This window comes from Bacillus paranthracis, from assembly GCF_001883995.1.
Taxonomy (GTDB): Bacteria; Bacillota; Bacilli; order Bacillales; family Bacillaceae_G; genus Bacillus_A; species Bacillus_A paranthracis.
The window spans coordinates 15876-38072 of the sequence record NZ_MACE01000032.1 but is presented as its reverse complement, the minus strand read 5'-3'; the positions used below and the strand labels follow the sequence as shown (position 1 = coordinate 38072).

19 protein-coding genes are annotated in these 22197 nt (G+C 36.2%); 8 read left to right on the top strand and 11 right to left on the bottom strand.

The features are described from left to right. Window positions 1-52: 52 nt before the first annotated feature. Window positions 53-1174, top strand: a complete 1122-nt coding sequence (locus BAQ46_RS13705) for a YHYH domain-containing protein (protein WP_000813415.1) — start codon at window positions 53-55, stop codon at window positions 1172-1174. 29 nt (window positions 1175-1203) lie between these two features. Here BAQ46_RS13705 and BAQ46_RS13700 read toward each other — a convergent pair whose 3' ends face one another. Continuing rightward, window positions 1204-2589 (bottom strand): peptide MFS transporter, encoded by a 1386-nt coding sequence (locus tag BAQ46_RS13700; RefSeq protein WP_000443153.1) that lies wholly within the window; start codon window positions 2587-2589, stop codon window positions 1204-1206. 252 nt (window positions 2590-2841) lie between these two features. Between BAQ46_RS13700 and brnQ1 the strand changes: the two genes are divergently transcribed. Together brnQ1 and BAQ46_RS13690 are read left to right on the top strand one after the other, a co-directional pair. After that, window positions 2842-4131: a branched-chain amino acid transport system II carrier protein BrnQ1 gene (brnQ1, locus tag BAQ46_RS13695; RefSeq protein WP_000771680.1), complete on the top strand. Its 1290-nt coding sequence runs from the start codon at window positions 2842-2844 to the stop codon at window positions 4129-4131. A 130-nt stretch (window positions 4132-4261) separates the two neighbouring features. Continuing rightward, the gene (locus BAQ46_RS13690) at window positions 4262-5983 is read left to right on the top strand and encodes a DUF2339 domain-containing protein (RefSeq protein ID WP_071742042.1); all 1722 of its coding nucleotides are present in this window, start codon (window positions 4262-4264) and stop codon (window positions 5981-5983) included. Window positions 5984-6018: 35 nt separating this feature from the next. Here the strand turns inward: BAQ46_RS13690 and BAQ46_RS13685 are convergent, their stop codons facing one another. Both BAQ46_RS13685 and BAQ46_RS13680 read right to left on the bottom strand, forming a co-directional pair. Continuing rightward, on the bottom strand, window positions 6019-7566 hold the full coding sequence (locus tag BAQ46_RS13685; protein WP_071742041.1) for a DNA-binding protein: 1548 nt from the start codon (window positions 7564-7566) through the stop codon (window positions 6019-6021). A 181-nt stretch (window positions 7567-7747) separates the two neighbouring features. Continuing rightward, window positions 7748-9139: an amino acid permease gene (locus BAQ46_RS13680; protein ID WP_001164906.1), complete on the bottom strand. Its 1392-nt coding sequence runs from the start codon at window positions 9137-9139 to the stop codon at window positions 7748-7750. 280 nt (window positions 9140-9419) lie between these two features. Between BAQ46_RS13680 and BAQ46_RS13675 the strand changes: the two genes are divergently transcribed. The 3 genes from BAQ46_RS13675 (at window position 9420) to BAQ46_RS13665 (ending at window position 11477) form a co-directional block, all read left to right on the top strand. Then, window positions 9420-10712: an NCS2 family permease gene (locus tag BAQ46_RS13675; RefSeq protein WP_071742040.1), complete on the top strand. Its 1293-nt coding sequence runs from the start codon at window positions 9420-9422 to the stop codon at window positions 10710-10712. Between the two features lie 131 nt (window positions 10713-10843). After that, entirely contained in the window at window positions 10844-11044 is a 201-nt protein-coding gene (locus BAQ46_RS13670) for a helix-turn-helix transcriptional regulator (RefSeq protein WP_000301182.1), read from the top strand. 4 nt (window positions 11045-11048) lie between these two features. Then, complete coding sequence (locus tag BAQ46_RS13665) at window positions 11049-11477, top strand: hypothetical protein (protein ID WP_071742039.1); 429 nt, start codon at window positions 11049-11051, stop codon at window positions 11475-11477. A 39-nt stretch (window positions 11478-11516) separates the two neighbouring features. Here BAQ46_RS13665 and BAQ46_RS13660 read toward each other — a convergent pair whose 3' ends face one another. The 8 genes from BAQ46_RS13660 to BAQ46_RS13625 form a co-directional block, all read right to left on the bottom strand. After that, the gene (locus BAQ46_RS13660; RefSeq protein ID WP_071742038.1) at window positions 11517-11954 is read right to left on the bottom strand and encodes a GNAT family N-acetyltransferase; all 438 of its coding nucleotides are present in this window, start codon (window positions 11952-11954) and stop codon (window positions 11517-11519) included. Between the two features lie 14 nt (window positions 11955-11968). Continuing rightward, window positions 11969-12226: a DUF4022 family protein gene (locus BAQ46_RS13655; protein WP_001996702.1), complete on the bottom strand. Its 258-nt coding sequence runs from the start codon at window positions 12224-12226 to the stop codon at window positions 11969-11971. A gap of 53 nt (window positions 12227-12279) precedes the next feature. Continuing rightward, window positions 12280-14109 (bottom strand): monovalent cation:proton antiporter family protein, encoded by a 1830-nt coding sequence (locus BAQ46_RS13650; RefSeq protein WP_000399992.1) that lies wholly within the window; start codon window positions 14107-14109, stop codon window positions 12280-12282. A gap of 219 nt (window positions 14110-14328) precedes the next feature. Further along, window positions 14329-14640, bottom strand: coding sequence for a cytochrome aa3 quinol oxidase subunit IV (gene qoxD, locus BAQ46_RS13645; protein ID WP_000531380.1), 312 nt, complete (start codon window positions 14638-14640; stop codon window positions 14329-14331). Then, window positions 14641-15243: a cytochrome aa3 quinol oxidase subunit III gene (gene qoxC / locus BAQ46_RS13640; protein ID WP_000729317.1), complete on the bottom strand. Its 603-nt coding sequence runs from the start codon at window positions 15241-15243 to the stop codon at window positions 14641-14643. A gap of 13 nt (window positions 15244-15256) precedes the next feature. Continuing rightward, entirely contained in the window at window positions 15257-17191 is a 1935-nt protein-coding gene (gene qoxB / locus BAQ46_RS13635) for a cytochrome aa3 quinol oxidase subunit I (RefSeq protein ID WP_000762372.1), read from the bottom strand. Window positions 17192-17224: 33 nt separating this feature from the next. Next, complete coding sequence (locus BAQ46_RS13630) at window positions 17225-18100, bottom strand: cytochrome aa3 quinol oxidase subunit II (protein ID WP_001176167.1); 876 nt, start codon at window positions 18098-18100, stop codon at window positions 17225-17227. 282 nt (window positions 18101-18382) lie between these two features. Beyond that, window positions 18383-19798 carry an amino acid permease gene (locus BAQ46_RS13625; protein ID WP_071742037.1) on the bottom strand — a complete coding sequence of 472 codons (1416 nt, stop codon included), beginning with the start codon at window positions 19796-19798 and terminating at the stop codon, window positions 18383-18385. Between the two features lie 380 nt (window positions 19799-20178). On the opposite strand from BAQ46_RS13625, the gene BAQ46_RS13620 reads away from it, so the two are divergent. Both BAQ46_RS13620 and BAQ46_RS13615 read left to right on the top strand, forming a co-directional pair. After that, window positions 20179-20889: a C39 family peptidase gene (locus BAQ46_RS13620; RefSeq protein ID WP_000734470.1), complete on the top strand. Its 711-nt coding sequence runs from the start codon at window positions 20179-20181 to the stop codon at window positions 20887-20889. A gap of 132 nt (window positions 20890-21021) precedes the next feature. Beyond that, window positions 21022-22197, top strand: coding sequence for an amidohydrolase (locus BAQ46_RS13615; protein ID WP_071742036.1), 1176 nt, complete (start codon window positions 21022-21024; stop codon window positions 22195-22197).

Below are 22197 nucleotides of genomic sequence, written 5' to 3'. Positions count from 1 at the left end.
TTTCTATTTATATATAATAAAGTTAGAATTCAGGATTTTGGGAGGAACAAGAGTGAAACAACAGGTGAAGAAACTTCTTTTAACAACAAGTGTAGCGTTATTGGTAGCTCCAATTTCAGCCTATGCGCATCCAGGACGTACAGATGCTAATGGGGGACATACGTGTCGTACAAATTGTGAAAAATGGGGATTGCAGTACGGGGAATATCATTATCACAATAAGCCAGCTTCTAGTAGTGGTGCAACAAGTCCAGCTCCTAGTCAAAATAATAATGGTGCTGTAGAAGCTGAAAGACAAGCAGAAGCACAGCGCAATGCTGAGGCTGAAAAACAACGTGCTGCAGAGGCGCAGCGTAAAGCTGAAGAAGAGAGACAACGTGTAGCGGAGGAACAAAGAAAAGCAGAGGCAGAGAGACAACGTGTAGCTGAAGAACAAAGAAAAGCGGAAGAAGCACGTAAGCGAGAGGAAGCACAACGTCAAGCTGATATGGAAAAAGGACAGCTTGAGGGACAAAAAAATGGAGAGATTGATTTTAAAGCAGGGAAAAATGATGCAGAATCACATTTAGCTGGAAAATCAGATACATATAAAGAAGCATTCAAAATTGCTTATGCTGCATCTTGGTCTTTAGAAGAGCAGAAGAAAACGAATTTTGAAAAAGGAAAAGAGCAAGGTTTAGCACAAGAGACGATGGAAGATAGTCAAATTGCTCCAGAGTTTAAGCCGAATTTTGCAGAAGGTTTCCAAGTAGGGAATAAAGAAAGAACAGAAAAAATTGAAAAAGAGCAAGCTGAACTAGGGGAAAAGGCAGGTAAGGAATTAGCCGGAAAGAACCCCGGAAATAGAGAGAAAGATGTGTACGTGAAGGCGTATGAAACAGCTTATGAAAAGGGTTATAAATCTACAAAAAAAGCAGTAGAAAAGGCTGGCTATAAGTATGCATTTGAAAACTATGATTTGAAAGTTCCTGCTAAATATGAAAAAAATGAATCGTTAAAGAAATGGTTTATTGAAGGATTTAAATCAAATAAAAAAGCAGCAGAAATTAGAGAAGAAGGATATAAAAAAGGAGACAGTTGGCTTGCATTCTTCTATAAGAATTTTGTGCCAAGTGAATATAAAGAACATAAAAATCTGTACGAACAAGCGATAGAAAAAGGTAAGAATGCATAAAAAAGATGAGGGATTTCCCCTCATCTTTTTTAATCCATCCATTTCACTAACTTCTTAGAAATTAGTAATAAAACGCAGCCTAATACAATTGCTACAGCGCCAATTACTGTAAATACTTCAGCATATCCAAGTGAAGTTGTGAAGCTTGCAAGTTGTCCACCTAAAATGTTAGCGATTCCTGAGCTTGCTAACCATACTCCCATTAATAAAGAAGCAAGTTTTACTGGGGCAAGCGCACTAACCATTGATAGTCCAACAGGTGATAAGAATAGCTCACCTAACGTATGGAAAAGATACGTAAAGACGATAAATAGTAAGTTTGCTTTTTCTGTAATGTTATGTTCATCACTACCTGTTTTTAATGTAGCAATAACGAGAATGATATAACCGATACCGAGCAAGATCATACCAAGTCCCATTTTAGTTGGGATTTTTAAATCCCCGCGCTTGCGAGTTGCAAGTTTTGCCCATAATGCCGAAATAACTGGAGCAAGTAAAATAATAAATAATGGATTGACCGATTGGAACCAAGATGTTGGAACTTCCCATCCGAACACAGAGCGGTCTACAAATTTGTTTGTATATAATGTTAATGAACTACCAGCTTGTTCAAAGCCAGCCCAGAAGAAGACAACGAAGCATGTTAAAATGACGATAACTGCAGTACGTTGTTTTTCTTTTTTTGTTAAAGGTGTATCTCCTACTGATGGTTGTCCATCTGTTGTTTGTAAATCGCGAGTTGGTTTTTTACCGATATCACCAAGGAAGCGATTGGATAGTGTTGTAAATAAAATTTGTCCAATGATCATTCCGATTGAAGCGGCTAAGAATCCGTAACGGAATCCGTAATGTACAACGCCATCAACCGTTGTTTTGAATAAATTTTCTGATAAAAATCCGCAAACGAGTGGAGCTAAAAATGATCCGACATTAATACCCATATAGAAAATGGTAAATGCACTATCACGTTTTGGATCGTTCTCTTCGTATAATTCCCCAACCAGTGTAGAGATGTTCGGTTTGAAGAATCCATTACCGATAATAATAAGCGCTAATCCGAGGTATAGGCCGACTTGGTTTTGTAAGGCAAATAGTGTAAGGTTACCGATTGCCATTGTTATACCACCAATTGTGATCGCTTTTCGTCTACCTAGAAAACGGTCCGTTAAGTATCCACCAATCATCGGTGTGAAATAACAGGCTCCAGTGTAAAATCCGTAAATAGAGAGTGCCCATCCAGGACTAAACCCAAGACCACCGCTTACTAAAGCTGTCGTTAAATATAATGTTAATAATCCTCGTAATCCATAGTAACTAAATCTTTCCCACATTTCTGTAAAGAAGAGTAAGTATAAACCTGGAGGATGTTTCTTTTTTCTTTGTTGTTCTCTTTCTAGTTGTATCGCTGATTCCATGTTATTTTCCTCCTGACACAAACAAAAACAAAGTTAATAATTTTGTACATTTAATATTTTACTTTATTAACTATTATAAGTCAATAAAGGTTGATTTTTCAGAAGAAATTGGAAAAGGGATATAGCTATAGAATGAGTGTTTCTTTTATGTTAGACTATGGACTATGTTTTCTTTGTAAAGAAGCGGTTTATTGCACTTTTTTATATGTGAAATTGATTTCATAAAAGATGAAATTAAAGAAGGAGAAAGAAATGAAATTGTTACAGAAAAAAGAAATTTTACTTATTAGTCTTATGTTATTCTCGATGTTCTTTGGAGCGGGGAATCTTATATTTCCACCTTTTCTTGGGTATGAAGCAGGAGAACATGTGTGGATTTCATTAGTAGGGTTTATTATATCAGCAACAGGTCTTCCGATATTGGGAGTTATTGCGATTGCAAAAGCAGGAAGTTTTCAAACGCTAGCGGGTAGAGTTCATTCTTCATTCGCCATTATTTTTCCATGTATCGTGTATGTATTTATTGGACCAGGCCTTGGTATTCCGCGTGCAGGAAGTCTAGCTTTTGAAATGGGACCGGGTCAGCTATTTCCGGAAGCGGGTAGCGTAGTCTTATTATGTTACACAGTTATTTTCTTTAGTATTGTGTACTGGTTAAGTTTATCACCGTCTAAATTAATGGGGTTGTTCGGAAAAGTTTTAACACCGTTATTATTAGGTATGATTGCTCTTATCTTTATAAAAAGCATGTTTACATCAGTAGGTAGTGTGAAAGAGGCTGCTGGAAATTATGGACAAGCGCCTATGTTCCAAGGGTTTTTAGATGGATATTTAACGATGGATGCATTAGCAGCTTTAATTTTTGGGATTGTGATTGCAAATGCTCTTCGTGCAAAAGGTATTGAAGATGATAAAGGTTTAGCGAAATATATGAGTATTGCTGGAATTGGTGCAGGACTATTATTATCTATTATTTATGTCATACTTGGATATGTCGGTTCAATGAGTGGTTCATTGGGGACATTTGATAATGGCGCGCAAGTGTTAGCGCAAGTGATGACTACATTATTTGGGCAAGGCGGGGTCGTTTTATTAGGTCTTATTTTTACGATCGCGTGTTTATGTGTGTCAATCGGACTTGTTACATCTTGTAGTCAATTTTTCGCAAGTGCATTTCCGAAAGTAGCTTATAAAGTTTGGGCATTTATATTAAGTTTGGTTAGTATGATTTTAGCTAATTTAGGATTAACACAAATTTTAAAAGTATCAGTACCGATTCTTGGATTTATTTATCCAGTTGCATTAACGCTTATTATTTTAGGGCTATTCCATAAGTATATTGAGAAGTATGCATACGTATATACAGTAACTGTTGGAATTGTAGCGGTGTTTAGTGCAGTTGATATTTTCAATAAAAATGTGATGATGAATCAGTGGACATCAGTATTGAAATACATTCCGTTTTATATGGAAGGTGTTGGGTGGATTGTTCCAGCTATTATAGGTGCTTGTATTGGTGTTGTATTAAATAAGAAGAAATAAAAGAAAGGTGTTTTCCAATTTCGGAAAACACCTTTCTTTTTTGGAAAAATAGTATTGAAAATGAATAGACTAAGAGTATGATAAAGGTAATTGGTAATATATAGGTTTTGAACGGATAAGGGGGGAGCGTATGAAGGAGGATTTGAATAAGAAAATAGAAGCACTCGAAACGGCAATTGAAACGATTCAAGAAGCACTTTTTGAATTGAAAGCCAAACAAAGAGAAATAGAAGCAGAAAATGCTAAGCAACATGTTAGTAAGGAAAAGAAAGAATATATTGAAACGGTGACGGAAGAAAAACAAAAAGAAGAAGTAGTTACAATAAAAGAACCTGTGCAAGAACGTGAGGTAAAACAAGTGGATATATCTGCTTTTAAACGAGAACCATTTAATATTATTAAGTTTTGCCAAACCTGGTTACCGCGCATATTTGTCGGTATTATGTTGCTTGGAGTAATTTGGTTATTTAAAGCAGGGGTAGATGCGGGATTATTAACACCAGCAATACGAATTGTGTTTGGTATTGTCCTATCAATCGGTTTTTATTATATAGGGGATATTCAAATTAAACGCGAGCGGCAAGCGTTAGGGTTAGTATTAGCAGGAGGAAGTATTACGGGTATAGTTTTAACGACATTTGCGGCACATTATTTATATGGATTTATTCCAGCGAGTGTCGCGTTTCTATGTAATATCGCATGGGTCATTTTAGGTATTTATATAGCGAAGAGGTATCAATCGGAATATCTTACTATCTTTGTAGCGGTAGGAGCTTTCTTCGTGCCGTTCTTATTAAATAGTACAACTCCTAATCTGTATATTTTCTTTGGATATGAGACGATACTAACGCTCAGCTTATTATGGTATGCGTTGAAAAATCGTTATCAGTATTTATATATGATTTCTTATGTTGTTGCTGCTATTGTTCTTTTTGTCTTCTTTGCTGTTATGTCAATGTTAGTAGAGGATTTGCAAGTCCAGTTAACAGTAGTTTATGGTTTAATTCACTTACTATTATTTTGGCATATGTTTACGGAGAGAAGTTTTATAGTAGAGCCACGCTTGGCGATATTTAGTGCGAATGCAGTCTTCTTTATATTAGCCATTTCAAAAATACATGAATTTACAACATGGGGATTAATGATAAGTGCACTCGTGCACGCTATTATGTTCGTGTTTGAATATAGGAAGAATAGACATTCTACATTTACAAATCTTTTATTTGGTTTCGCAATGGGGGCCTTTAGTTTAGCGATTTTATATGAGTATAGTTTAGTGAATGCAGCGATTGTACTATTATTACAAGGCTTCCTCGGTATGTTTACTTCTATTAAAGGAAAACAACAGATAAAATTGTATGTTAGTGCGACGGTTTACGCAATTGGAATGATACAGACGATTTTTAGCCCGTTTGATCAATTTATTTCGGCAGGCTTTGTTGCTCATCTTATTTTAATAGGAACGTTCTATTATTGCATGAGACAAGCGAAAGAAGTATTAGCGAGCTTTGGCAAGTATATGTATTCTATAGCACTCTATTGGTTTATGGTGATTGTATTTATTACAATTACTAGAATCGGTGAAGTTTTGTCCACAGATGGAAGCATAATAAGTGTATCTGTATCGTTATTATGGATGGTGTATGCATTATTTGCAGTTTGGCTTGGCCGGAATAAAAATATGAATGAAATATTATATGCCGGCTTAGTCGTGTTAGTCGTAACGATAGGAAAGCTATTTCTTCTAGACTTACCAGAAGTTTCAATGATGATTAGGGCAGTGTTATTCTTAATCGTAGGAAGTATAGGCATCGTTATTTCAAGAATGTTTTTCTCAAAAGAAGAGAAATGAGAAGAAGGCAATCCATATCCGGATTGCCTTTTTCATTATTTCTTATTAATCGTTACAGTCTCACTATATTTCGCTGTCGTATTTTGGCGTAGACGAAGTGTTGCTTGTCCAGTCGTATTTGGATCGATTTGTACGTTCACAATTTTTTCAGTAGAACCTAAGCTGTTTGTTGTGAAAGAAAATGCACTACTATATCCGAAAGTAGATGGCCAAGTGCCGTTTGTATTTTGAACTTTTGCTACTTGTGTACCGCCAGTAGTGAATATACCTAAAGAATAATTATTGTATGTTGTGTTTGGTAATAAGTTATTTACTTGAATTTTGATTTGGAACACTTCATTGTTTGGTAGAGTGCTAGGGTGTGTAACTACGTAGTCATTTGCTGTTACTGCACCGTTATAGCCATATGAACCAGGTTTAAAAGTATTTGTATTAAACCATTGATAACCTGCATTTGGCGCACTCCAAGGTTCAGGTTGTGGCTCAGTTGATAAGCTTGGTTGTTCAAATGTTTGTAAAGTGGTAGGTAAATCAAGTTGTAAACCATTTACTTGGTCTAAACTTGTAAATGTTTCTTTATTCGATAGCCAATTTACGATATTTTCTAGTAAAATCGCATCGTTTTCTTCTTTATATCCATCGTAAGTTTTCTTTGTTTGGCCAGAGTCTTCACGAACGTATTTTGGTGTAGCATCTTCAACAGGAGAAGAGTCTCCAATAAAGGCAGCTTTTCCAAGCCCTACTTTTGCGATAGCAGCATAAGGACCTTCTGCAACACCACCGCCGTTATACACACCGCTATCAACAGCGTTATTCCATTTTGCTGGGTTTTCTGGAAGATAAACAAGTCCTTTTGCTAGTTTTGGATTTGTAATTGCTAAAGTAGAACCAGCATGCATTGCTACAGATGAAACCCCTTCTGTAATTCCGAATGATTGTTCAGGTGATACAATATTTTTAGCGGAAACATCACCGATTGCATTATAGCGGAAGCGAATACCGAAGTTGTCAGATAGCCAATCAGAGCTTTCTACTCCTTGCATAGCTTGTGAATTGGCTTCTTCGTTAGACATTCCTTTTGCTGGATTATCCCAAGCACCGCGTCTATATCCGTTAAATACTTCAGAAGAGTCCCAACGATTTTTATTACGATCTGCATTATAATGATCGGCAATGAAGAAGATACTACCGCCATTTTTCACGTATTGTAACATAGCATCTTGTTCAGATTTTTTGTAAGGAATATTTGCTTCTGGAACGATAAACACATTGTAGTCTTTTAAATCTTCGTATGTAATCGGTGTTGATTTACGTAGTTCTTTTACATGATAGCCGTTTTGGGCAATGCCGTTTCCGAAATCAGAAAAGCCACCATCGATAACCCAGTCAGCAGTCCCGGCAGTTTGACCGTGTGTATTATCGAATAATACTTTTTTCCCATTGTTTTGATTTACAACTTTTGCAGCAATTTCAGGAGCTGGGTCTACAGAGCTTTCGGCATAAGTAGATGGTATGAACGAAGCCCCTATGCTTAGTGTAATTGCTGTTGCTAAAGAAAATGTAATCCATTTTTTATTCTTCATAGAAGAATCCCCCTAATAATAAATATATGTGCTTTAATAATGTAATTTATTTTTCTGTAAAAATAAAGACGGAAAACATAAAAAATATTAAAAATTTGTAAAAATACCGTGAAATTTGTTGAGAAATATTTATATAGGCATAAAAATATCCCTTCCAAGTAATAAGGAAGGGATGTTTTGCTTAACTAATTTTTGAATTAGGTGTTTCATCAATTTTATGAAAACCTTTCATGTAATACACGACAGCTAAACCGATAAGCCAAATTGGTCCAACAATTAATGCAATCCTTGTATCTTCTGAATACGCCATTATACATAATACGAGTGCAAGGAAAGCAAGTGAGAAATATGAACTTAATGGGTATAAAGGCATTTTATACGATAACTTTTGTTTGTTTTGCGTCGGCAAACTTTTACGGAACTTAATTTGAGCGACTAATATAATACCCCAAGTCCAAATTGCCCCGAAAGTTGAAATACTAGTGAGCCATGTAAATACTTTTGCGGGCACAAGATAGTTTAATATAACACCAACGAGTAAAACGATTGCTGTTGCTACAATTCCTTGACTTGGAATGCCATTTTTATTTAAACGACCGAATCTTTCCGGAGCTTTTTTCTGTTGAGCTAATGTATACAGCATGCGGCCTGTACTAAATAAACCACCATTACAAGAAGAAAGAGCTGCTGTTAATACGACAAAGTTAATAATCCCTGCTGCTTTTGCGATACCGATTTGCTGGAATGTTAATACAAATGGACTTCCTTTCTCACCAAGTTCGTTCCATGGATAAATTGCCATCATAACGAATAGAGCCCCAACGTAGAACAGTAAGATTCTCCAAAATACGTTATCGATTGCTTTTGCGAGTGTTTTTTTCGGGTTTTGCGCTTCACCCGCTGTAACGCCGATTAATTCAACGCCTAAATAAGCGAATAGCACCATTTGCATGGAGAGGAGTAACCCAGAAAAACCATTTGGGAACCAGCCACCATGTGACCAAAGGTTTGAAATGCCAGTAGCGATACCACCGTTTCCGAAGCCAAATAAAATAATACCAGCCCCAACTACTATCATACAGATAATTGTGACAATTTTAATGAGAGCAAACCAAAATTCAAGTTCTCCAAATACTTTTACAGATAAAAAGTTGAAAGCACTCATTAATAATAGAGCGAGTAAAGCCCAAGTCCAGCGCGGAATATCTGGGAACCAGTACTGCATGTAAATGCCAGCAGCCGTAATTTCAGCCATGCAAGTAACAACCCATAAGAACCAGTAGTTCCAACCGGTAATATAGCCAGCTAGTGGTCCAAGATAATCATATGCATATTTACTAAAAGAGCCAGCAACAGGTTGTTCAATTGCCATTTCTCCGAGTGCTCGCATAATGAAAAAAATAACGAGTCCAGCAATCATATAGCCTAGTAAAATAGAAGGACCAGCTAGTTTAATAGCAGAAGCAGATCCTAAAAATAGTCCAACGCCAATAGCTGAACCGAGTGACATTAAAGTAATATGTCGTTCTTTTAAACCTCGGTTTAAAGTTCCAGATTTGTTTGTGTGCTGCATAAGAAGAATCCCCCTTGTAGAGTGAACGATATTTGAATGCGTTTACTAAATATTTAACTATTTCAAATTATAAAACATTTCTATCTGTTATGCTACAAAAATAATCATTATTAACTGTACTACATCTGTACTTGTCAGACTTAAACTTAAAATTCGAACTATTAGCGAATATATTGACTCTTCTTTTTATTGATTGTTAAGATTAAGTATTATATTTTCTCACATACTAGTAAGAAAAGAATGTGTGATAATAATTCAGATGTAGGAAGGGTACATAACCATGTTTCAATTACAAAAATATAACACTTCTGTGAAGCAAGAGCTTTTAGCTGGCATCACAACTTTTTTTACATTTGCGTATATTCTTGTCATCAATCCGAAAATATTATCTGATGCAGGTGTACCATTTGATCAAGCTTTTACGGCAACTATTATTGCGACTGTTGTAGGGACGCTATGTATGGCGTTTTTAGCTAACTATCCAATTGTTATTGCTCCAGCTATGGGAATGAATGCGTATTTTGCTTATTCTGTCGTTCAACAGGCAGAGGGGATTACATATGTCATTGCGTTTTCAGCAGTATTTGTAACAGGTATCATTTTTCTTTTATTATCTTTCACTTCATTTAGGCAAAAGCTTATTGTCGCAATTCCTGATAGTTTAAAACATGCAATTGCAGGTGGAATTGGGTTATTTATTGCTTTTATTGGATTACGTCTATCTGGAATTATCGTTGATCATCCATCTAACTTAGTTACGATTGGTGATTTCCATTCTCCAGTCGTTATTTTAACTTTAATTGGTTTGATTTTAGCGGCGGTATTAATGACATTGCGTGTGAGCGGTGCATTATTTATTAGTATGATTGTGACAGGAATTATCGCCTTCTTTACAGGGCAGCTGAAGTTTACGGATAAAATTGTTGCGATGCCTCATTTACCAGAGGGGATTATCGTTTCAAATCCAATTAACGCCTTTTCAGATGTAATTGAATACGGATTATATGGCGTTGTATTTTCATTTTTACTTGTACTGTTATTTGATACAACAGGAGCATTACTCGGTTTAATTAAACAAGCAGGTTTAATTACAGATAATACAGAGAAACGTTTTGGTAAAGCATTTATTGCGGATGCAATTGGCGGTACTACAGGCTCTATCTTTGGGACAAGCCCAACAGCAGCGACGATTGAATCTTCAGCTGGTATTGCTGCAGGTGGTAAAACGGGATTAACAGGTATTGTAGTAGTCGGCCTAACGATTATAACGGCATTCTTTAGCCCTGTTATTGCTTCTTTATCAAGTGTAGCCGCTATTACAGCTCCTTCATTAATTATTGTAGGTAGTTTAATGGCACAAAGTATTCGTGATATTAATTGGAATGAATTTGAAGATGCATTACCAGCATTTTTAATTTTCGTTGGTATTCCGTTAACGTCTAGTATTGCGAATGGAATTGCAATTGGATTTTTAGTGTATCCAGTCTTAAAAATTGTGAAAGGGAAAGGGATGGAGGTACATCCGTTACTCTACTTATTTACAATTTTATTTGGATGTCATTTATTCTTATAATATAGGAGAGGGGGCTTCTTATGAGGGGCTCCTTTTTTGTGTATAATAAAGTGAAACTATAATCAGTCACGCAAAATATAAATTACTTAATGGAATATATATATTACAATATGGATGGAGGGGGAACATGAATGGCTGTAAGTAAAATAAAAGTCGCGCGTGTTCAGTTAGATTTAACACAGCAACAATTAGCAGAAAAAGTAGGCGTTACAAGGCAAACGATTAGTTTAATTGAGAAGGGCAAATACAATCCGTCTTTAGATTTATGTTTGAAAATTTGTTATGCAGTAGATAAAACTTTGAATGATTTGTTTTGGGAGGAAAAGGAGTGATTCGATGAAAATTGTGAAAGATGAACGTTTAATGATTGAGGGGTTAAAACATATTAGATTAGTTTTCATCTTACAAAATATTTTCATACTAGGTATTGTTTTTTATCGCTACGTTTTGCAAGATGCAGGATATGAAAGTATTTCGGATTTATTAATGGTATTTATGGGTGGGATTGTAGTTATTAACTTTTTAAATCTGAAAAATTCAGTGGAAGTGTATGAGCATACAGGGGGAGTATCACGTAGCTATTTCATGAAACTATTATTAATTCCTGTAAGTATTGTTATTGGGATTTTAGCTATTTGTATCGTTGTAACACCAGATATTTCGATAAAGGAAATTAGTATGACAGGACTTATTATGTTTGCTTGTTTTTTAGTTCCTAGTTTGTTTATATACATATATATGAAAAAGATAAAAAGTGAAGATTGAAATATAAGAAAAGCTTTCCCGTATTGCGGAAAGCTTTTCTTATATTCTTTTATACAGTACTTTATGAAGGCCAATTGGTTCAATTTCAAAGATTTCACCATGTTCTTGGAAGCCTAAGCGCTTGTAATAGTCAGCTACAGTAATTCGGCCATTACACCATAGCATATTTGCTTGACGCTCTTGTAAGATTTGTTTTGCTTTCTGAATTAAGGAGCTTCCAGCGTGGTTGTTTCGAAACTCAGGCAATGTGGCCATTCCTCGTAGACGATAATGCATACCTGCCTGTAAGTCGGGATGCATTTCCTTTGAGAAAGAAGCGATACTAATAAGTTGATCGTTTATAAATGCGCCTAAGTGAAAGGTATCTGTTTCATAGTCAGAAGGGTATTTACAATCTGCTAATGTTTGATTCGGGCGCAAAATTTTTTGACGTAATACGTAAGTTTCAGATCCATCAATATTTTTCACGGTAATCATATTAACATCCTTTCTTATAAGGCTTTTTCTGTTAATTGTATAAAGAAATAGGCAGGTGCGGCGAAAAGTCCGAGTATACTAGCGGTTCCGAGAAGGAGTGAAAGTAAGAGGCAAGAGTATTTTATTCCATTTGATCTTTTCCATCCGTAACTACAAATTTCAATACTAACACCGATGAGAATAATGGCAACGAGTATTTCTGCTAATAATAAGAGAGCTAAAGTTATAATAGACATAATGTAATCCATCCTCATAATATGTGATAGTAACATTTTACCATATGGAATGAAAAAAAATGCCCCTTAATTATGTAAGGGGCATTTTTCTATTCTAATATGCTTTTTAGTGTATCGATATGTTCCTTTGAGCCTGTTACAAGTAATGTGTCACCGTGTTGTAGTCTTGTATCACCATGAGGGATTAATGCTTTATTCCCACGATAAATTTGAATGACTAGTACATCACCTAAAAACGGAAGGCGACGAAGTGCAACGCCGTTATATTTATTGCTTCGTAGTTCAACTTCACGGACTGTTTCGTTTGCTGTTGTAATTAAGCGAACGAGACTCGGTTTATCAATTAATGCACGTAATAGAATACGTGTAGAGTTAATGGTTGAGAATACGGCGATATGTTCTTGTGTTGCTTTTTCCTGTAGAAGCGGATCTTCTACACTTGCAATAACATGTTCAACACCTAGTTCTTTTGCATGTTCTGCTAATAGTAAGTTTTGTTCATCATCACTTGTTGCAACAACAACGCGGTCTGCATGAAATGCTGTTTGTTCGGTTAATGATGCAATTGTGATGTCATCTAATTTCACAATAGGGAAGTCGTGCGATTTCGCTTCCTCATCATTTATTTTATTTTGACGCATCATATATAGTGTTACGTCATAATCTTCTCGTTTTAAATCAAGTGATAACGGAAGGGTAATTCTGCTCGCACCAATAATTGAAACTTTTGGTTTTGGTGTTTCCACTTTTGGGAACATCTTTTTAAATAATATAGGTGCGAAAATACAAGTAATAACTGCGCTTAAAATAAGGGAGGCAGATAAACTTGGACTAATGATTCCTAGTTTTTCACCAATTTGTGCAGCTGCAATAACTAAAGAAAGTGTCGATGTTAATAAGATGGCACTTCCTAGTACGATATTACGTGGATACCATTTTCGTAAAACGAGTGATGGTATCAGTTTTGAAATAAAGAGTCCTACAATTAAAATTGGGATCATGAGCATGCTAGAAGGTTCTTTGAAAATAGACCAGACCTCTAAATTTACACCAACCATTACGAAGAAAATAGGAATGAAGAAACCGTATCCGATAGAATCCAGTTTTTCAACCATATCTTCATTTGGTGATAATAATGATACGAGTACACCTGCTAAGAAGGCACCTAAAATATTTTCGGCTCCAACGGATTCAGATAACCCAACTAATATTAAGATGAGTGCAAAAACAGCTCTTGTATCAATTTGTACACTACCAGCTTTTAAGCTATCTAAGTATGGAATGTTTTTAAAACGTTTTGCAACGAAGTAAATAATAATACCAGCGCCGAATAGAAGAAGAAGGAGCCACATGCTTTGGCCGCTTTCGGAATTTAATCCGACGAATACAGCAAGTAAAATCATTGTAACTAAATCCGCAATAACAGCGACCAATAAAATGATTTGTCCAATTGCTGTTTTTCCTAGGTTATTCTCTTTTAATGTTGGTACGACAACACCTAAAGAGATTGTTGAAATAATTAAAGTCATAAACATTGCATTATCTACAAATCCTAACCATACGAATAGTAATGATAGGGCATAAGATAAGATGAAAATAAATAAGAAGATAACACTTGCTGCTTGGAATGTGTTTGGTTCGTTTGTCGTATTCTTTTTCCCTTTTTGTTTAAAGATAGAAAAATCAATTTCTAAACCGCTTAAAAACATAAGAAAGATAAATCCTAGTGTCGATAAGACTTGAAGCCACATATCTGGCTCAATAATATTAAACCCACTTTTACCTACAAAGATTCCTGCGATGATTTCTGCAACGACGACAGGAAGTGCTTTTAATTTAAAGCGTTGTAACAAAAGGGGAACGAAAAACGCGATTGCAACGACAACCATAAGTGATAGAACAGAAGTGTGATGTTCCATTGCGTTCTCTCCCTTCAAATAAATATAGTACTTATTTAGCCATATAATAGGTAGAAAAGCAACGTATATGGATTCGATTTCATAAAGAAAGAGTTTTCTTAACATTTGTCATAATAAGTATATTTTTCATGATTCTGTTGTTAATTCCGTAATGTGGATGTAATAGGGGAGGGAATAAAAAAAGACTGCTGAGATTTCTCAGCAGTCTTTTCATGTACATTACATTGAGAAGAAGATCCATACAGTTAAACCAACTGTTGCAGTTGCAACGAAGAAACTGTAAATCATAGTAAGAACTTGAACTCTTCCTTCTCCTTCTTTTAAATGCATGAACATAATTAATTGTAACAACGCTTGCGCAACAGCCATTATGATAATGGTAGTTAAGATCGTTGATAGTGGCAGGTTTGTATAAAGTGCCACGTATAACGCTAAAAACGTTAGTGCAAGCGATAAAATAAATCCGAAAACGTGTGACCAAGGGAATCCGCTATGCGCATGCCCGTTTGCTTGGTTGTTATTTTGACCCATTTACGCCACCATCCCGTTCAAGTAAACTAGTGTGTAAATAAAGACCCAAACTAAATCAAGGAAATGCCAGTATAAGCTGATAATGAATACTTTACGAGCTGTAACTGGTGTTAAACCTCGTTTTAAAATTTGGATAATAACACAAATTGCCCAAATGATACCGCCTGTTACGTGGGCTCCGTGCGTTCCAAGAAGAACGAAGAATCCAGATAGGAAAGCACTTGTTTGAATTGTTGCGCCTTCACCAATATACATAATGAACTCTTCAATCTCGAAGAATAGGAAGCCTGCACCTAAAAGTAATGTAAGGACGAACCATCCAAGCATTGCTTTTTGGTTGTGCTTACGCATTTCGTGAATCACGATACCACATGTGAAACTACTTGTTAAAAGTAGTAATGTTTGAATTAAAAGCGTTTTAAGTTCAAACAGTTGTGCTGGTGTTGGGCCATCTGCCGTACGACCAGCAAGTACTAGATAAGAGGCGAAAAGTGTTGCGAACAGCATAATTTCAGCCCCAAGAAAAATCCAGAATCCTAGGATATTCAATCTGCTTTGTTCGGATTGATATTCCAAAGGTAAGCTTTTATCTAAAGCCGCCATATCATTTCACCTCTCATGCTACATGTTCTGATTTTTTAATTTCATCAACACTAATATAGTAACCTTCATCGTAATCGAATGAACGATAGATTAAGCAAGCTAAAATACCAATGCCGCCGATTGCTGCAAGCCAGAACCAGCTAAATACTAATGCGAAACCTGCAAGACCGAAGAATCCAGACGCAATAATAGGCACACCAGAGTTACTTGGCATGTGAATTGGTTTGATGTCTTCTGCTGCTGGTGTAACTGTTTCTCCGCGTTTTTTCATGTACCAGAAAGCATCAGCTTCTTTGATTTCAGGAAGTTTCGCGAAGTTGTAATGTTGTACAGGAGATTGAGTTGCCCATTCAAGTGTACGGCCGTCCCATGGATCTCCAGTTGTGTCACGTTCACCGTGACGAGCACTCCAAATTACGTTGTAGCAAAGAAGTAGGAAGCCGATACCCATCATTACCGCACCAACAGATGCGATTTGGTTTAGCCATCCCCATCCAAGACTTTCAGAGTAAGTGTACATACGACGAGTCATACCGTCTAAACCTAAGAAGTACATTGGGAAGAAACAGATGTTGAATCCGCTCATAAAGATCCAGAATGTCCATTTACCTAGGCGTTCATTTAACATATGACCAGTCATTTTTGGATACCAGAATGTGAATCCAGCAAGCATAGCGAATACTGTACCTGCGATTAATACGTAGTGGAAGTGAGCGATTAGGAAGTAGCTGTTATGGTACTGATAATCAGCTGCTGCCATACCAAGCATAACCCCTGTAACCCCACCGACTACGAAGTTTGGAATAAATGCCAATGACCAAAGCATTGGAACTGTAAAACGAATACGTCCTTTATACAGTGTAAACAACCAGTTAAAGATCTTAACCCCGGTTGGAATCGAAATCGCCATTGTCGAAATCGAGAAGAATGAGTTAACCGCTGGACCTGCACCCATCGTGAAGAAGTGGTGAAGCCATACGACGAAACTTAGTAAAGAAATTGCAACCATTGAGTATACCATCGCACTGTAACCGAATAGACGTTTACGTGAGAATGTACTAATGATTTCAGAGAAAATACCGAATGCCGGTAAAATAACGATATATACTTCAGGGTGACCCCATACCCAGAATAGGTTGGCCCATAACATTGGCATACCGCCGCTCGCCATCGTAAAGAAGTGAGCATCGAATAGACGGTCAAATGTCATTAATGCAAGAGCAACTGTTAATACTGGGAAAGCGAAAATAATGATAATCGTTGTAATTAAGATTGACCAAGTAAACATTGGCATTCTCATTAAAGTCATACCAGGTGTACGCATTTTTAAGATAGTAACAAGGAAGTTAATACCTGTCATTAACGTACCGAGACCTGAAATCTGTAATGCAATTGCGTAGTAGTTATTTCCTACACCAGAAGTAAACTCTGTACCTGCCATTGGGAAGTAAGAAGTCCACCCAGCGTCTGGAGAACCACCGATTACGAAAGCGATGTTGAATAACATTGCTCCGACAAAGAATAACCAGAAACTTAAAGCATTTAAGAACGGATATGCAACGTCACGAGCACCAATTTGTAATGGTACTACAAGGTTCATTAATCCCATAACGAATGGCATCGCCATGAAAAGAATCATAACTGTACCATGTGTTGTGAAGATTCCGTTATAGTGTTCAGCGTTTAAATAAGTTGTTTCAGGGAATGTTAACTGTGCACGGATCATTAAACCGTCCATACCACCACGGAATAACATAATAACCGCAGAGATAATATACATGGCCCCAATCTTTTTATGGTCAACAGTTGTTAACCATTCGTCCCAAAGCCATTTCCATTTTTTATACTTAGTTAGTACGAAAATGATTGCTAATGTCACAAGAACGATAGAAGCGTCTGCACCGTAAATAATCGGGTCACCTGTGACAAAGAATTCATCAAGCTTCACTGTGTTCACTCCAATCTGTTGGAATTATAGCTATTATTTTTTGTTTTTGTAGTAGTTGTAATCACAATATTCAAGTGATTTTGGATCTACATAACTTAAGTGATGGCTAGAGAATGTCATACGACCAACTACACCAGGTTTAACAATTTCGTTGTACTTATCTTCTGTTAGTTTAGGAGCAGTTTGTTGTACTTCTTTAACCCACTTGTCATATTTCTCTTTAGTTTTTGCTTCAACTTCGAACTCCATGTGAGTAAATCCTTCACCAGAGAAGTTCGCGCTACGACCTAGGTAAGAACCTGGTTTGTCAGCTTGTAAATAAAGGTCCATAATCATGCCATCCATTGTGTACTTCATACCACCAAGTTCTGGTACCCAGAAAGCATTCATTGGGCCGACAGAAGTCAGTTTGAATTGAATTGGTACACCAGCTGGGATGTTTAAATAGTTAACGGTTTCAATTTTTTCCTCTGGGTAACTGAATAACCATTTCCAGTTTGCAGATGTAACATAAATCTCCACTGGTTTAATATGTTTGGACTCTTTCGGAACCTCTTCCGAAGCATAAGTTGCTTTTACTGTTGGAATCGATAATGCGATAACGATAATAACAGGAACAAGCGTCCAAATGATTTCTAATAATGTGTTACCGTGTTGTTCAGGTGGCTCATAGTCCATATTCTCTGGTTTTTCACGATAACGAATCAAGATGACTGTAAACAAGATGAATACAATTGCGATAATTAATGACATAAGCAAGAATGACCAAACAATTAAATCATACTGTGCTTTTGCAACAGGTCCTTGCGGATTTAATACTGCGAGTTTTTTATCACAGCCACCGAGGAACAGAAGTAATGATAACGGAAGAAGCGAAGCCAACTTCCAAAACGCTTTCTTTAGTTGCACGATTGAAAATCTCCTTTCTCCTTGGATTGAAACTATGCCAATAAAACAATATAAACCTATTAATTTATAGAAGGCAATAGTTTTTGAGATATTGTTAAAAAATAGACACAAATGCACACTTTTTAAGGTGAATATCATTTGTAACTTGATTACATTGTAAACTATTTTCCAGAGAAAAATGCGATTGTGAAAATTTTAAGATAAATAAAGTTATACCAGGATACCCAAGAAATAGAAAAAAGCTATCTTATCATAAGAAAGATAGCTGAATATTTCGTATATTTAGTTTATTTCTTGTGAAATAGTCTGTTGTTGTTCAAATGTGACAATTTTTTTATATTTCACTTGATATAAAATGTAACAAATGACCATAAATGGAATGCCGCAATAAAGAGCGATTCTCTGATCTGGAATGAAAGCTAAACTAACAAATGTAATAAAATTGAGTGAGAACGCTACGATTGGAACGAGCGGATAAAGTGGTGTGCGATATTTTAAATCATTTATGTCACCACCGTTTTTCACGAAGTTTCTACGGAAGAAAAACTGTGAAGCCGCAATTGACATCCAAACGACAACAGCAGCCATTGCTGCGATAGATGTTAAAACTAAAAAGACAGTATCTGCTGCAAATACACTTGTTAATAGGGATAGACTTGCAAAGATTAGACTGAAAATCAATGCGTTTAGTGGTACACCTTTTTTAGTTAATTTCGTAAATGCTGGACTTGCCATTCCTTGTTTTGCCATCGCCCAAAGCATACGCGAATTTGCGTATAGACCAGAATTGGCTACGGATAATACAGCTGTAATAATAACAAAGTTCATAATGTCTGCTGCATATGGAACACCAGCTACATCAAATACAAGTACAAATGGACTTTCGACTAGATTAGCCTCTTGCCACGGGAGTAAACCTACAACAACTGATATTGCTAGGACGAAGAAGAATAGTGTGCGCCAAATGGTATTTTTGATTGCTTTAGGAATTGTTTTTTCAGGATTTTCACTTTCCCCTGAAGCAATTCCGATTAATTCTGTTCCTTGGAAGGAGTAATTTACTGTAATCATTGTAAGAAGAACAGCTAATGCACCATTTGGAAATAGGCCGCCATTTTCAGTGAAATTGTGAAGCATTGGAGCTGGTTTTCCGTTAAAGTCTAGTAGACCGAACATAACTGCACCACCGAGTACGATGAAAACAACAATAGTTGCGACTTTTACACTTGCGAACCAAAATTCTGCTTCTGCATATGCTTTTGCTGATAAAGCGTTTACAAGAAAGAGTGCTGCCGCAAATGTAACACACCAAATCCACGAAGAAACGTATGGAAACCATCGTTTCATTAAAATACTTACAGTTGTTAACTCTACTCCAACTGTAACAGCCCAATTTAACCAATACATCCAACCGACAACAAAACCAAAACCAGGTGAAATAAATTTGCTTGCATAGCTTTGGAATGAACCTGCTTCTGGCATAGCTACGGATAATTCACCAAGACATAACATCGTTAAATACATAACAAATCCACCGACTAAAAATGCAAGGATAGCACCACCAGGGCCGGCGTTATGGACGATTTGACCAGATCCCATAAATAGGCCAGTTCCGATAACACCACCAAGTGCAATCATAAATAGGTGTCTACTTTTCATTGTACGTTTTAAATCTGTTTGTTCTACTTGTTGATTCATATGCCCCTCACCCCGTTATTTTCTTATATGTGTTAACTGGTTTTCATTCTGAGTTTTTAATCATTAGTGGGGGATGTGACACATACTCAGTTTATTTGCTATGAAATGAATGGAGTATGTAAAAAAACGAACTATGACTAAATACTCTAAGAATGTGTTTATTAACAAGGTGATATCTTCACCATGTTAATAATTTTGATTTTAGCAAAATGTTGCTAAAAAGTATATTGTTTTTTCTTTTTATTAAAAATAATTAGAATTTTATAACGATGTAGTTATGAACAATAATTCACAGAATCTTTCTAGCAAACTAGCAAGAAGAAAGGTACAATGGTAAGAGGTATGTCTGTAAAATAATAATTGATGGAGTTTTGTTTAAAATGAAAAAGTTAAAATATCTTTTTGTTTTTGGAATTATATTTGCTGCAGCGTTTTTTATAGGGAAAGATAAGATTATACAAAAGGCACAAGTGCTACGCTTAGATTTTCTATCTGAAATGAAAGAAGCGGCTATGATTGAAAATGTTCCGTTTATAAAGCAGTTACCAGAATTACCTCGTGGATGTGAGGTGACAAGCTTAGCTATGTTGCTACAATATAAAGGTGTGCAAGTAGATAAGATGCAACTTGCTAGTGAAATTCATCGAGTTCCATTTGAACAAAATGGTTTGCGTGGAAATCCGTATGAGGGATTTGTTGGAAATATTTATACGAAAGCGGAACCAGGATATGGTGTATACAATAAACCAATCTTTAATTTAGCAGAAAAATATGTTTCTGAAAAAGTAATTAATTTAACAGATAGAGATGTGAAAGATCTATATAAGGTAATTAGTTCTGGTTCTCCAGTATGGGTTATTATTAATACGACGTTTAAGCCGCTAGCTGAAAGCAGTTTTGAAACATGGAATACAAGCTCTGGTGAAGTGAAAATTACATATTTTGAGCATAGTGTAGTAGTAGTTGGATACGATCAAAACTTTGTATATGTAAATGATCCTCTAAAAAATAATCCGCGTTTTGCTGTTCCACGAGCAGAGTTTGAGAAAGCGTGGGAGCAAATGGGGAAACAAGCGATTACTATTTTATAATAATGAAAAAGTCATCATTTCGATGGCTTTTTATTTTTAAATAATTATAATAGAAAATTCAGAAGATTCTTTTAAAAGTTAACAATTCACGTTATAATAACATTTAACTTGGTGAAGAAGGGGAGAAGAGAAATGGATGTAGCGAAGAAACTAGTTGTATCGAAAAATCAATTGATTGAGTGGAGAAGACATTTTCATAAGTATCCAGAGTTATCTTTTCAAGAAGAGAAAACATCGCAGTTTGTGTTCGATATACTTCGAGAAATTCCATGTTTAGAAGTATCAAGACCTACTAAATATAGTGTAATGGCAAGATTAATTGGTAAGCAGCCTGGTAAAACTATTGCGGTTCGTGCTGACATGGATGCTCTTCCTATTCATGAAGAAAATGAGTTTGACTTTATTTCTACATATCCGGGTGTAATGCATGCATGTGGCCATGATGGACATATAGCGATATTACTTGGAGTTGTACATAAGTTAGTAGAAGCAAGAGAGAAAATTAAAGGGGAGATTCGTTTTCTATTCCAACATGCTGAAGAAAACTTTCCTGGTGGTGCAGAGGAAATGGTTGCAGCGGGTGTAATGGAAGGGGTCGATTATATTATTGGTGCTCACCTTTGGGCATCGTTAGAGGTTGGAAAAGTAGGTGTAATTTATGGTCCCGCAATGGCTGCTCCAGATGTTTTTAAAATTATAATAGAAGGAAAAGGTGGACATGCTGGAATCCCTCATGAAACAGTTGATAGTATTGCAATTGGTACACAAGTGATTTCCCAACTTCAGCAAATTGTATCTCGCCTCACGAATCCGTTAGATTCTCTTGTAGTATCTGTTACGCAGTTTCACGCTGGGACAACTCATAATGTGATTCCAGAACAAGCGGAGATTGAAGGGACAGTGCGGAGTTTAAGACATGAGTTACGAGAAGAAACAGAGAAAAGGATTGAACAGATTGTAAAGCATGTGACGGAAGCTTATGGAGCGAAATATACGTTTTCTTATGAATATGGATACCGTCCAGTAGTAAATGATTATGAAGTGACAGAGATTATTGAGCAAACAGCATTACAGCTTTATGGAAGGGAACGAGTTACTCGTTTACAGCCGACGATGGCTGGAGAAGATTTTTCAGCGTTTTTACAAAAAGCACCAGGGACATTCTTTTTTATCGGAGCAGGAAATAAAGAGAAAGGAATTATATATCCTCACCATCACCCTCGTTTTACGATTGATGAAGATGCATTACCAATTGGCGTGCAAGTCTTTGTATCATCGATTATGAATTTCATAAGTAAAGGAGAATGA

Excerpts from the sequence above, each read along its gene's own strand:
- BAQ46_RS13650 (WP_000399992.1), bottom strand. The coding sequence starts at position 14,109 with ATGGAACATCACACTTCTGTTCTATCACTTATGGTTGTCGTTGCAATC.
- BAQ46_RS13625 (WP_071742037.1), bottom strand. The coding sequence starts at position 19,798 with ATGAATCAACAAGTAGAACAAACAGATTTAAAACGTACAATGAAAAGT.
- qoxD (WP_000531380.1), bottom strand. The coding sequence starts at position 14,640 with ATGGGTCAAAATAACAACCAAGCAAACGGGCATGCGCATAGCGGATTC.
- BAQ46_RS13680 (WP_001164906.1), bottom strand. The coding sequence starts at position 9,139 with ATGCAGCACACAAACAAATCTGGAACTTTAAACCGAGGTTTAAAAGAA.
- BAQ46_RS13665 (WP_071742039.1), top strand. The coding sequence starts at position 11,049 with ATGAAAATTGTGAAAGATGAACGTTTAATGATTGAGGGGTTAAAACAT.
- BAQ46_RS13690 (WP_071742042.1), top strand. The coding sequence starts at position 4,262 with ATGAAGGAGGATTTGAATAAGAAAATAGAAGCACTCGAAACGGCAATT.
- BAQ46_RS13700 (WP_000443153.1), bottom strand. The coding sequence starts at position 2,589 with ATGGAATCAGCGATACAACTAGAAAGAGAACAACAAAGAAAAAAGAAA.
- BAQ46_RS13615 (WP_071742036.1), top strand. The coding sequence starts at position 21,022 with ATGGATGTAGCGAAGAAACTAGTTGTATCGAAAAATCAATTGATTGAG.
- BAQ46_RS13685 (WP_071742041.1), bottom strand. The coding sequence starts at position 7,566 with ATGAAGAATAAAAAATGGATTACATTTTCTTTAGCAACAGCAATTACA.
- BAQ46_RS13655 (WP_001996702.1), bottom strand. The coding sequence starts at position 12,226 with ATGTTACTATCACATATTATGAGGATGGATTACATTATGTCTATTATA.
- qoxC (WP_000729317.1), bottom strand. The coding sequence starts at position 15,243 with ATGGCGGCTTTAGATAAAAGCTTACCTTTGGAATATCAATCCGAACAA.
- BAQ46_RS13670 (WP_000301182.1), top strand. The coding sequence starts at position 10,844 with ATGGCTGTAAGTAAAATAAAAGTCGCGCGTGTTCAGTTAGATTTAACA.
- BAQ46_RS13660 (WP_071742038.1), bottom strand. The coding sequence starts at position 11,954 with ATGATTACCGTGAAAAATATTGATGGATCTGAAACTTACGTATTACGT.
- BAQ46_RS13675 (WP_071742040.1), top strand. The coding sequence starts at position 9,420 with ATGTTTCAATTACAAAAATATAACACTTCTGTGAAGCAAGAGCTTTTA.
- BAQ46_RS13620 (WP_000734470.1), top strand. The coding sequence starts at position 20,179 with ATGAAAAAGTTAAAATATCTTTTTGTTTTTGGAATTATATTTGCTGCA.
- brnQ1 (WP_000771680.1), top strand. The coding sequence starts at position 2,842 with ATGAAATTGTTACAGAAAAAAGAAATTTTACTTATTAGTCTTATGTTA.